This is a genomic window from Paradesertivirga mongoliensis (assembly GCF_024436395.1).
Lineage (GTDB): Bacteria > Bacteroidota > Bacteroidia > Sphingobacteriales > Sphingobacteriaceae > Paradesertivirga > Paradesertivirga mongoliensis.
On sequence record NZ_JAFMZO010000003.1, the window covers coordinates 87,325 to 99,274 of the forward strand.

The 11,950-nt window shown below is 41.2% G+C and carries 9 protein-coding genes; 6 read left to right on the plus strand and 3 right to left on the minus strand.

What is annotated here, in order from left to right:
- Positions 1-61 precede the first annotated feature (61 nt).
- Complete coding sequence (locus J3P43_RS11635; protein WP_255902525.1) at positions 62-358, plus strand: Dabb family protein; 297 nt, start codon at positions 62-64, stop codon at positions 356-358.
- Positions 359-361: 3 nt separating this feature from the next.
- On the opposite strand, the gene J3P43_RS11640 is transcribed toward J3P43_RS11635, so the two are convergent.
- Together J3P43_RS11640 and J3P43_RS11645 are read right to left on the minus strand one after the other, a co-directional pair.
- Positions 362-760, minus strand: a complete 399-nt coding sequence (locus J3P43_RS11640) for a response regulator (protein WP_255902527.1) — start codon at positions 758-760, stop codon at positions 362-364.
- Positions 761-762: 2 nt separating this feature from the next.
- Positions 763-2,511 (minus strand): PAS domain-containing sensor histidine kinase, encoded by a 1,749-nt coding sequence (locus tag J3P43_RS11645; RefSeq protein WP_255902529.1) that lies wholly within the window; start codon positions 2,509-2,511, stop codon positions 763-765.
- A gap of 309 nt (positions 2,512-2,820) precedes the next feature.
- On the opposite strand from J3P43_RS11645, the gene J3P43_RS11650 reads away from it, so the two are divergent.
- Complete coding sequence (locus J3P43_RS11650; RefSeq protein WP_255902532.1) at positions 2,821-3,483, plus strand: YceI family protein; 663 nt, start codon at positions 2,821-2,823, stop codon at positions 3,481-3,483.
- Positions 3,484-3,626: 143 nt separating this feature from the next.
- Here J3P43_RS11650 and J3P43_RS11655 read toward each other — a convergent pair whose 3' ends face one another.
- Positions 3,627-4,082, minus strand: coding sequence for a DinB family protein (locus J3P43_RS11655; protein ID WP_255902534.1), 456 nt, complete (start codon positions 4,080-4,082; stop codon positions 3,627-3,629).
- Positions 4,083-4,190: 108 nt separating this feature from the next.
- Here J3P43_RS11655 and J3P43_RS11660 point away from each other — a divergent pair, with 108 nt between their 5' ends.
- The 4 genes from J3P43_RS11660 (at position 4,191) to J3P43_RS11675 (ending at position 11,939) form a co-directional block, all read left to right on the plus strand.
- Positions 4,191-5,336 carry a methionine aminotransferase gene (locus J3P43_RS11660; RefSeq protein ID WP_255902536.1) on the plus strand — a complete coding sequence of 382 codons (1,146 nt, stop codon included), beginning with the start codon at positions 4,191-4,193 and terminating at the stop codon, positions 5,334-5,336.
- A 26-nt stretch (positions 5,337-5,362) separates the two neighbouring features.
- A complete protein-coding gene (locus J3P43_RS11665; protein WP_255902538.1) occupies positions 5,363-6,142 on the plus strand; it encodes an amidohydrolase in 780 nt (259 codons plus the stop codon).
- 128 nt (positions 6,143-6,270) lie between these two features.
- Entirely contained in the window at positions 6,271-8,718 is a 2,448-nt protein-coding gene (locus J3P43_RS11670; RefSeq protein ID WP_255902540.1) for a penicillin-binding protein 1A, read from the plus strand.
- A gap of 74 nt (positions 8,719-8,792) precedes the next feature.
- On the plus strand, positions 8,793-11,939 hold the full coding sequence (locus J3P43_RS11675; RefSeq protein WP_255902542.1) for a DPP IV N-terminal domain-containing protein: 3,147 nt from the start codon (positions 8,793-8,795) through the stop codon (positions 11,937-11,939).
- Positions 11,940-11,950: the final 11 nt, after the last annotated feature.

Here is an 11,950-nt window from a genome sequence, read left to right on the forward strand (position 1 = left end):
TTCAATAGTCCTGCTGTTTTTAAGTTCAATTCTTATATTTGCCGGCACCAGTAAAATACACATGCTTACACACCACGTATTGTTTTGGCTCAAGGCCGATACTTCAGAAGAGAAAAAAAATAATTTCAGAGCAGGACTAGAATCGTTAAAAGGCATTGAAACGATTAAATCAGTGTATATCGGCACTCCTGCACCCATCGAGCGGCCTGTTGTTGATACCACTTACACATTTTCATTACTTATTGTATTTGATGATCTGGCCGGACACGACATTTATCAGGTACATTCTATACACAAAGCCTTCCTTGACGAGTTCCGTTCACTATTTGAAAAAGTGGTGATATACGATTCGCAATAGACATTATTCAGCTTTAAATTCACTCAAAACTTCTAAAATCCTTTCCCGGGTAAAGGGCTTGATAATAAAGTCTTTAATAACCGGAAAGTGATGTGATTTTTCCTGATCCAGAGAACTGATGGACGAGCTGACGATATAGATTATTATGGCTTTGGCGATTTTTATTGTAACATACTGTTCTAAAAATTGCCAGCCGTCCATGAAAGGCATTTGGATATCTAGAAAAATCAGATCCGGTAGCTGCCCGGGGTTGTGCTGGTTTTCTAAAATATACGAAAAAGCCTCCTGGCCATCATAAAATTCAAGAATCTGGTCAGTTCCGGCATTTTCAATAACCCGGCGTGTTAATGCATGAAATATTTTATCATCGTCGATAATAGCTATCGTACTGGAGTTTGCCATCCCTAAAAAATCACTTCAAATGTTGATCCGCGATTCGGTTGGCTGGTAACGCTAATAGTACCTCCTAAAGTCTCTATCTGATTTTTTAAGATAAAAAGCCCCATACCCTTGCTGTCAAAACCTTTATGAAACACCTTATTCAGCTTAAAAATCTGGTGGCCATAGCGCTGCAGATCTATCCCTAAACCGTTGTCAGAAACCTCAAGCGCTATTTTACCACCTTTTATATAGGTGTGAATAACTACCTGCGATTTAACATTCTTTCTCCTGTATTTAATAGCATTTGTAATGAGATTATACAAAATACTTTCCAGATACACCGTCGGATAATCAATCCCGGGTACTTCAAGGTTCATTTTAAAAGAAACTTTTTCGTTTTGGATCTGGATATTTAACATTTTCTGAACGTTGGAAATAATCTCTTCAAATGAACACTTCTGATAGGCAATATCAGCATTTAGTTTAATTTCCAGGATCTTGATTAGTTCTTTTAGTGTACTGTCTAAGCCCACGGTAGCCTCTTTCAACATTGGCATATACAGTTCTGAAAGACTTTCATCTTCACTGATCATATCAGTAAGCTGCAAAATGTTTCCAACCGGACCTCTTAAGTTGTGGGCCACAATGCGGTTAAACTCTTCCAGTTGCTCAATCTTATTTTCGAGATCGATCGTGGTTAAATTCAGCTGCAAATTGTTTGCTTCAAGCTGACTTATTAAAGCCTTTGTGTTACTGATATTAACTACCTGGGCAATAAAGCTTTTAGGTACATTATTTTCGCGCCACATTACCGCTGCTGTTAGTAGTCCCCACACTATACCTCCATTTTTGTGTAAATAGCGCTTTTCGAACTTAAATGTATCTATTTCGCTTTTTTTAAGCTTATCTACATAAAGATTGCACTCCGGAAGATCCTCAGGATGCGTAATCTCACGAAAAGTAAGTTTTGACAGTTCAGTTTTACTGTAACCCAGCATTTCACAAAAAGCAGGGTTGACGTCAATCCAACGGCCCTCTACATCGGTTATCCCCATGCCTACAGCCGAATAATGAAACGCATTTTTAAACTTTTGTTCGCTCGCTAAAATCGCTTCCTCGCTCTTTTTCTGATCGGTAACGTCTTTTATAGTGCCTGAAAAGCGTTTTGGCGTACCATCCTCGGCCCGTGCTGTGATCTTGCCGATAGCTCCCACCCATTTATAATCTCCTTTTTGTGTATCTATACGATATTCTATTTTAAAACCTGGCGACAAATTGGCGAGGCAATCATTCACGTTCTTAAGAACGAAATCTTTATCCTCCGGATGAATAAGCTGCTCCCATTGTTCGTATGGATTATCCACTTCTGAAGGCACGTACCCTATTATTTTACGCCATTCGTTAGAAAAGTACAACTCCCTGGCTTCGGTATTGTATTCCCATACTCCAATCTCACTTCCCTTCAACGCATATTTCAAACGTTCTTTCGCCCGGGAAACCTCCTCCTGCAGATTATGCTTTTCGGTAATATCTATGAAGGTTGAAAACACATAATCAACATTATCATGATGTAGCGTTTGGGTGTTTACACTTAGCCATTTTATGTTCTTTTCAGACGCCTCCAGGCCCACAATAAAATCCTTTTGAATTTTACCGGTAGATCTGGTGATCGAACTGGGCAGATCTTCAACGCCTAAAGGCTCGCCCTTGGCATTGATCTGGCGCCAGTTGGGATGGACAAGCTTTTTTCCGAGCGGGTAATCCGGACTCAAACCTAATATTTCGGTTGCTTTCCGGTTATGGCCTACGATAATCCCTCTGCGTTAGAAACGAGTACCCCTTCTTCAATAGTGTCTAAAATCTTTGTAAGAAGATCAACATTTGAGAACATACAATAAGGCTATAGGTTAGTTTAACATCTTGTCTAAGATACAATTAAACGAGGCTTAACACCAAAACGTTACCCGCCTCCTAAAAACATACTTTTCGGGATAAGCTTGACACTCCAGGATTGGTCGAAAACTAAGTCCGTTTGAATTTGTTCAAAATCTATTCCGTTAATCTGAAAAATAATAAAGCTTATGAAAAAAAGACTTTTGATTGTGCTCGCCTGTGCGTCAGCCTTGTTTATCGCCTGCAATAATGCTCCCAAGGGAGACAAAACTCAAATAACCACCGCCCAGAAAGAGCAAGAATCCGAAGGACAGCCCTTTTCTGTTGATACTGCAAACTCCAGCATCAGATTTACAGGTAATGGTGTCGGAAAAAATCATCCCGGAAAATTTAAGTTAAGCTCGGGAACTGTAAGTGTTAACAATAATGAGATATCGGGTGGCGAATTTGTAATCAACATTAAGTCGATGGACCTGGAACAAAAGGAGGCGATGTTTCAGGATAAATTAAAACCGCATTTATTAAGCGGCGACTTTTTTGATGCCGACAAGTTTAGTACTGCCCAATTTGTAATCACAAAAGTTACGCCTTATCAGACAAGCGGCAGCGACACGTCTTTAACCAAAGGAGCTAACTTCAACATCAGCGGTAACTTTACACTGAAAGATGTTACAAAGAACATCACTTTCCCGGCGCGGGTTGACCTGGATGGAAATACTTTAAAGGCAGAAGCAAACTTTGACATAGACCGCAGGCAATGGCAAATGAACTATGGAAACGACAAAACACTGGGAGATAAGTTCATTTCAGAAACAGTGAATATCGAGCTCGACCTCCGTGCTATTAAATAAGCGGGATTGGAAAGATAAAATCAGAAGTTTATGAAACTTCTTGATCTTATAAAAGTATAAAAACATGTCCTTCCCAAAAGGACATGTTTTTCATAGGTAGATTTAGGGCTGAACCACGTTCAGCCCTTTTTACATTGCCATATTTAAACAACCCTCTTAAGGGCCATAATATAGCCAACGTGCAGGCCTTCATGAAAAGGTAAAAAAGTCAGGGCATCGTCTATACTATTCAGCTCCACACCATAGCGGGTTATCCACGAAGGGTAGTTTTTAAACCCTTCCTGCCCATAATCTTTTTCGAACTGATCGATAGTGGTAATTAAAATGATCTTAATATGTTCAATTTCAGTCTGACTGACGTATTCAGCCGGCTTGCTGTCTGGTTTATATTGATTAAAAAAATCTCCGTCAACCAACAATTCCAGTCCCGCCCGCTTGTAACACACCCCCTGCTGGCTGGCTACCAAATGCGCAATGTTCCAGATGATATTGTTGTTGAACCCTGCAGGTATTTTATTTAATTGCTCAGGTGATAAATCTTCAATGACCTTAAGAAGGAATTTCCTGGTTGCTTTTAAGCTTTCGATATTTTTGTTCATCTATCTGCGATGGTTATTTAAGTATTTCAGTGATATTCTTCCATAGCTTGAGCCCTTCTGTTTCATTTAATTTGTTTAGAAAAACAGCTATTTGTTAATTTGCCGGCCATGATCCACTTCAATTCAAAACTACCGCATGTTGGCACTACAATTTTCAGTGTTATGTCAAAGTTGGCGGCAGACTATCAGGCTATAAATTTATCACAGGGTTTTCCAGATTTCGAAGGACCAAAAGAACTGATCGAACTTACTAATAAATACATGCTTGAAGGGAAGAATCAATATGCACCGATGGCAGGTGTAACGATTCTGAATGAAAGGATATCCGGAAAGATATTTGAGTTATACAATGCACAGTATCACCCTGAAACCGAAGTAACCATTACCGCTGGAGGAACTCAGGCAATTTTTACCGCCCTGGCTGCAACCATACACCCGGGTGATGAGGTGATCATCTTTGAACCGGCCTACGATTCGTATGCCCCCTCGGTTAAATTGCTTGGTGGCTTGGTAAAAGCTTTCGAACTGTCTCCTCCAGATTATAAGATCGACTGGAACATGGTTAAAAAACTAATCAGCAACCGCACCCGGATGATCATATTAAATTCGCCTCAAAACCCTACAGGGACCGTGTTGAAACAAGAAGATATCAATCAGTTGATTAAGCTTACCCGGGGAACCGACATCTTTATTCTAAGCGATGAGGTCTACGAGCACATGGTCTACGATGAAAACAAACATCTTAGCCTTGCTAAATACTCAGAATTACGCGAACGAAGCTTCATAATCGCGTCATTCGGCAAACTATTTCATAATACCGGATGGAAAGTGGGATATTGCCTGGCGCCTAAAGCGTTAATGTCCGAATTCAGGAAAGTGCATCAATACCTGGTATTTAGTGTAAATGCACCAGTTCAATATGCTATTGCGGATATGTTATTGCAAAAAGACTATTTCGCGGCGTTGAATAACTTTTTTACCGAAAAAAGAAATTTTTTCAGACAATTATTGCAGCAAACACGATTTCAACTATTACCTTGTGAAGGATCTTACTTCCAATGTGTGGGAATTAAGAATATAACCGACGAAAAAGACACCGATTTCACCAAACGGCTAACTACAGAGTTCGGGGTGGCATCAATACCAACATCGGCATTTTACTCCAAATCAACAGATTATGGGGTAATAAGATTTTGCTTCGCTAAAAAGCAAGAAACTTTAGAAAATGCCGTTGAAAGATTAACTAATGTTTAATTAATATTCATTAAGATAAGTAATTAATGAGCGTATTAAAAATAACCACCTTCCAGGCTTACCTCTTCTGGGAAAATATTGATAAAAATCTCCAAAACTTAAGCTTGCGACTATCGGGCATACGGGAAAAGACGGATCTGATCATTCTCCCGGAAATGTTTAACACCGGTTTCTCAATGAACACTGCTGCGCTGGCGGAAGAATCAAATGGAAAAACAATGAAATGGATGCTGCAGCAGGCAGAGCGCTTCGATTGCGTAGTAACCGGCAGTTTGATTATTAAAGAAAAAGACAAGTATTATAACCGCTTAATCTGGATGCGCCCGGATGGCTCCTTTGAAAAATACGATAAAAGACATCTTTTTGCCATGGGCAAAGAAGACGATTATTACACACCTGGAAAAGACAAATTAATCGTCGAACTGAACGGCTGGAAAATCTGTCCCGTAATTTGCTACGACCTCCGTTTTCCGGTGTGGCTTCGAAATAAAAACCCCGAGTACGATCTGCTTTTGATTGTCGCAAACTGGCCGGAGAAACGGTCGCTTCATTGGCGAACTTTAATTCCGGCACGCGCGGTCGAAAATCTTTCGTATGTGGTTGGCGTAAACCGTGTAGGCCATGATGGAAACGAAATTTACCATTCCGGCGATTCTATGTGTATTGACCCGAATGGAAAAACAGTTTATTATAAGCCCAATGACGAAGATTTATATACTTTTTCAATTTCTATAGAAGAAGTGGTAAAAGCCAGACGCCTATTTCCGTTTTTAAAAGATGCGGATAATTTTAAACTGATTGATTAAGTTCAGACTTTATTAATCAAATTTGCTATTTAAAAACTAACACACAACAATCATTTAAGGGTTTACATTGTTAATCTTTGGATTTACTACACCCTGTTATTGATTAAAGCTAAGTCCTATCACTACATATGTTCAAGGAAATAAGGAATAAACCCCTAAGATACTTCGTCATCTTATTCTATTTTGTTGTTTTAACCTTTTGCGCCATAGAGATCAATTTCCTTTGGCTTTTTGGCTATTCACCCACCTACCGGGATATTCAAACTCCCAATATGAGAATCGCGTCTGAGCTTTACACAGCAGATGGCAAACTTATTGGAAGGTATTACAAAGAAAATCGTACCCCCATTGATTTCAAACAAATCACGAAAGGAACAATTAACGCACTGATCGCCACAGAAGACATTCGTTTTTATAATCATCATGGTATCGATATTCGATCTATATTTTCGAGTGCTGCTTCAACAGTTTCCGGCGATAAACGTGGAGGAAGTACAATAACGCAGCAACTGGCGAAAAACCTTTACCGCACCCGCAACAATAAGCAGCAGGGTTTTATTAAGTATATCCCGGTTGCAAGAACCATTGTCTATAAATTAAAAGAGTGGACTACAGCACTAAAACTTGAACATCAGTATTCAAAAAATGAGATACTTACCATGTATCTAAATACCGTAACGTTCGGTAATAACACCTATGGGCTCAAAACAGCGGCAAAAAAATATTTTAATAAAGAGCCCGAGGGCCTTGATATTCATCATTCGGCCATGCTGGTAGGAATGCTGAAAGCAACCACAACATATAACCCCGAAGTAAACCCTGACAAAACCCTTGAACGCAGAAATGTAGTTTTGTCGCAGATGCAGAAATACAACTATATCTCACCTCAGCAATATCAGAATTACAGTAGAAAGCCGCTCGGCATCACCATAGGCGAAATAATTGAAGACAACCGTGGCGACTCGTATTTGCGGTCGGCTGTAGCCAGATATTTGGAAGACTGGTGTGAATCAAATGGATATAACTTATACGAGTCTGGGCTGAAGATCTATACCACCATTGATTCCAAACTACAAAAATACGCGGAAGAAGCCATGCGCGAGCAAATGAAAATACTCCAGCAACGGCTTAATAACGCCTGGGGCAACGAAAATCCATGGAGAGACTCAAACGGGAATGAGATCAAAGATTTCCCTCAAAAGGCTGCTCAGAGACTTCCCCTTTACGACTTCCTGAAAAAGAAATATAACAACAACCAGGACTCGATCGACTATTACCTCAATAAACCTAAAAAGATGAAGGTATTTAGCTGGAACGGCGATAAAGAGGTTAGTTTTTCGACCATAGATTCTATAAAGTACTATGCGAAGATTTTGAATACAGGAATCATGACCATGGACCCTTTTAACGGCCACATAAAAGTTTGGGTGGGAGGCGTAGATTTCGACCACTTTAACTTTGACCATGTGAACCAGGCGAAGCGCCAGGCCGGATCAACCTTTAAACCTTTCGCCTACCTTGCTGCCCTTGAAAGCGGCATGAGTCCATGCGATAAGTTCACCGACAAACCCGTTCGCATTGCCTACGACGAAAACAACGAAAAGAAATATTGGGAGCCGAAAAATGCTGACTATTCCTTCAGTGGGCGGGAGATGACACTCAGACATGCAATGGGCCGTTCGGTTAACTCGGTTACCGCACAGATTACCGAACAGGTAGGTTGGGATAATGTGGTTAAATATGCACATGAATGCGGCATCGAAAGCGATCTGGAATCTGTGCCGTCTGTAAGCCTTGGATCTAATGATGTGTCGGTTTACGAAATGGTTAAGGCTTATAGCACCTTCCTGAATAATGGTAAGCGTACCGAGCCTATTTTAGTCTATAAAATAGCTGATAATGACGGCCGCGTTATCGAGGAGTTTAAAACCAAACAGAAGAAAGTATTAAGCGAAGAAATAGCCTGGTTGATGCTTTATATGTTCCGGGGTGGAATGGAAGAGCCGGGAGGAACCTCACAATCTCTATGGGAGTGGGATCTTTGGAAAAAAGGAAATCAGATCGGGGGTAAAACCGGAACATCATCAGATTACGTAGATGGTTGGTATATGGGTATCACTAAAGATCTCGTTACCGGTGTATGGGTAGGATGCGATGAACGGAGCGTGCATTTCCGTACATCGGGAACCGGAGAAGGTTCGCATACTGCGCTGCCTATTTTCGGGCGATTTATGGAAAAAGTTTATCGAGACCCCTCAACGGGATACACCTACGGCCCCTTTCCAAAACCAACTGTCGATATTACCCGGGAGTATAATTGCCAGACGGTTATTATCCCGGCAGATACCTTAACAGTTGATACGACAATGACGGATTCTTTATTTATCCCGGCGGATCTTCAAATTGACGAACCTAAAGACACCGCTTCACAACAAACAGTTCCAAAACCATCAGATAATAAACCGGTTACACCAGCGCCACAGCCCCAGACAGAGATAAGCACAGAGCCAAAAACTAACCGGGAGAAACGGCAGGAAGCGAGAAGACAACGAAGGGCAGAGCAGCAAAACAATTAACGGTTTTAACAGATTATATATTTAACCGTAGCGCAACTCTTAAAATAAACGTATTTTAGATAAAATGGCTTTTTATGACCAACCTTGACTCTATAAAGGGAAAAGTACTTAAGACAAGCTTTTCCCTCCTTCTAATAACCCTTCTAGGCATTTTGCCAACCCAGGCTCAATATTTCGGGCAAAATCTGGTCAGGTATAAGAACCTCGACTTCAAAGTAAACCAATCGAAGCATTTCGAATTGTACGACTACCTGAAAAATGATAGCATTACCCGTCGCTTTTTACAAGAGTCTGAGGTTTGGTATGATCTGCATCAGCAGGTATTCAGAGACACTTTTACGCGAAAAAACCCTGTCATTTTATATGAGAATCACCCTGATTTTCAATCTACCACAGCCATTTCCGGTGGTGTTGGAGTTGGAACCGGAGGGGTAACGGAGGGATTGAAAAACCGGGTAGTAATGCCTTTGATGCCATTAAATCATCAAACCCGACACGTATTAGGCCATGAGCTGGTTCACGCCTTCCAATATCATTCTTTAATAGAAGGAGATTCGACAAATCTTGAAAATATAGGAAACCTGCCGCTGTGGATGGTTGAAGGAATGGCGGAATATCTATCTATCGGAAAAGTGGATGCATTTACTGCCATGTGGATGCGCGATGCTTATCTGAACAGAGATATTCCCACCTTACGGGATTTAACAACCAACAACCGCTACTTCCCTTACCGCTATGGCCAGGCATTCTGGACCTACATTGGATCTACTTACGGAGATACCATTATTGTTCCTCTATTTAAAGCTACAGCTAAATACGGTTATGAGATGGCTATTCGACGAACATTCGGTTACGACGAAAGAACCTTGTCTAACTTATGGAGAACAAGCATTGAAAACACCTATAAACCTCTGTTAAAAGACACTGCTCAGGTACCAATTGGTAAAAATGTAATTAACTCGAAAAACGCCGGTGAGATGAACGTTGCACCTGCAGTATCGCCTGATGGCAAATACATCGCATTTTTGTCTGAAAAGGAATTACTCAGTATAGACCTCTACCTGGCCGACGCACAAACGGGGGCCATTATACGAAAGCTCACCAGCCGATCGTCTAATACGCATATTGATGAATTCAGCTTTATAGAATCGGCAGGCGCATGGTCGCCTGACAGTAAGCGCTTCGCGTTCAGCGCTTTCAGTGCTGGCAGAACAAAGTTATTTGTTATTGATGTTAACAGTGGCAAAAACCTTGAAGTTGAAGGCATGGGAGAGGTTGGCGAATTTAGCAACTTAAGTTTTTCTCCCAATGGTGACGACATAGCCTTTACTGGTTTAAAAAACGGTTACAGCGATCTGTTTATTTATAACCTTCGCACAAAAAAACTGACACAGTTAACCAACGATAAGTATTCAGACTACGCTCCAAGTTTTTCGCCTGATGGCCGCTCTCTGGTGTTCACCAGTGATAGAACAACCCTTGACGCCTCATCGCATAAAGGAGTAGATATAACACACACTCTTGCAATTATGGATTTGGCTACCCGCCAGATCAGGAATCTTCCGGTGTTTGAAGGTGCAAACAACATGAATCCCCAGTTTTCAGGCAACAGCCAGCAAATATATTTCCTTTCTAACAGAGACGGGTATAGAAACATGTACCGCTATACCCTGGCTAACGGAAAGGTGGAACAGTTAACGGATTACTTCACCGGCATCAGCGGTATCACCGAATACTCGCCAGCCTTAAGCTTATCGTATAACGACGACGTTGTTTACTCTTACTATCGTTCGCAGAAATACACTATACATAATGCTAAAGTGTCGGACTTTAAGCCAGTAGAAGTTTCCCCTACTGCCTTAGATTTTACTGCCGCAATCCTTCCTCCACCCAAAAGTACTGGGGTAGATTTGGTGAATGCCAACCTTAATAACTTCGAACGATTTGAAACAATCGCACCTGAATCTATTACACCAGTTCCTTACAGACCTCAGTTTAAGCTGGACTACCTGTCTAGCAGTGGCGTCGGCGCATCTGTTGGCGGTCGTTTTGGCTCTGGCCTGGCAGGCGGGGTACAGGGGATTTTTAGTGATATTTTAGGCACGAACCAAATTTTCGCTGCTGCGAATGTAAATGGCGAGATTCAGGACTTTGGAGCGCAGGTTGCTTTCATTAACCAAAAACGCCGTTTGAATATAGGGGCTTCCTTGTCGCACATTCCATATATATCAGGATATGCCACACAAGATTATCTTTATAGCGGAAACAGCGTAGTTGGCACGGTCATTAATCAGGATATTTTACGAACTTTTGAAGATCAGGTTCAACTGTTCATTTCTTATCCATTTTCCAGAATCCATCGCTTCGAATCCGGAACATCGGCTGCGCGATATAGTTACCGGTTAGACAGATATTCTACATATTATTACAATGGAGGAGCCGATGCTGACCGTACTAAGATTTCAAAAGACAGTTTAGCGGCCCTTGGTTTCACGCCCTTTACAGCCTATACTCTAAATGCTGCTTTTGTTGGCGACAATGCGCTGATGGGAATTACGGCACCATTAGACGGGTTCAGATATAGGGTTGGTATTGACCGGATATTGGGCGACATAAACTTTAGCACTATAACAGTTGATTTAAGAAAATATAAACGGTTCAATCCAATAACCGGAGCAGTGAGATTCTTAAATAACTCTAGAATTGGACAAGATGCAGATAGATTTTATCCTTTGTTCTTAGGTTACCCCTATCTGATCCGCGGATACGAGGCGAACTCTTTTTACAAGAGGGTGCAACAGCCCGGAGAATTTAACATAAACAATCTTACAGGTACAAGTATTGCCGTGGCTAATTTTGAGTTGCGACTGCCATTTACCGGACCAAAAAGACTTACTGCCATAGAATCGAAGTTCCTTTTGTCAGACTTGAATGCCTTTTTTGATATGGGAGTTTCTTATAGCCAGGACACAAAAATCCTTTTTGGAAGCCCTTCGGTTATTAGTCAAACCATCATTGGAAGGGATGGAAATGGACAACCAGTAGAACAGACAGTTTCGATAAACGACCCCAAAGAAAGCATCGTAGCTATGAGTGCAGGCTTGTCGCTTCGCGTAAACGTTTTCGGATATTTCATAATAGAGCCTTACGCCGCGATACCATTTCAACGGAAGGATATAAATGGTTTAGTGTTTGGATTAAACTTTTCGCCGGGCTGGTAAAAGTAGCAGGT

What these genes read in the sequence shown, in the direction of transcription:
- J3P43_RS11665 (WP_255902538.1), top strand. Translation starts at nt 5,363, where the DNA reads ATGAGCGTATTAAAAATAACCACCTTCCAGGCTTACCTCTTCTGGGAA.
- J3P43_RS11650 (WP_255902532.1), top strand. Translation starts at nt 2,821, where the DNA reads ATGAAAAAAAGACTTTTGATTGTGCTCGCCTGTGCGTCAGCCTTGTTT.
- J3P43_RS11640 (WP_255902527.1), bottom strand. Translation starts at nt 760, where the DNA reads ATGGCAAACTCCAGTACGATAGCTATTATCGACGATGATAAAATATTT.
- J3P43_RS11675 (WP_255902542.1), top strand. Translation starts at nt 8,793, where the DNA reads ATGACCAACCTTGACTCTATAAAGGGAAAAGTACTTAAGACAAGCTTT.
- J3P43_RS11670 (WP_255902540.1), top strand. Translation starts at nt 6,271, where the DNA reads ATGTTCAAGGAAATAAGGAATAAACCCCTAAGATACTTCGTCATCTTA.
- J3P43_RS11635 (WP_255902525.1), top strand. Translation starts at nt 62, where the DNA reads ATGCTTACACACCACGTATTGTTTTGGCTCAAGGCCGATACTTCAGAA.
- J3P43_RS11655 (WP_255902534.1), bottom strand. Translation starts at nt 4,082, where the DNA reads ATGAACAAAAATATCGAAAGCTTAAAAGCAACCAGGAAATTCCTTCTT.
- J3P43_RS11660 (WP_255902536.1), top strand. Translation starts at nt 4,191, where the DNA reads ATGATCCACTTCAATTCAAAACTACCGCATGTTGGCACTACAATTTTC.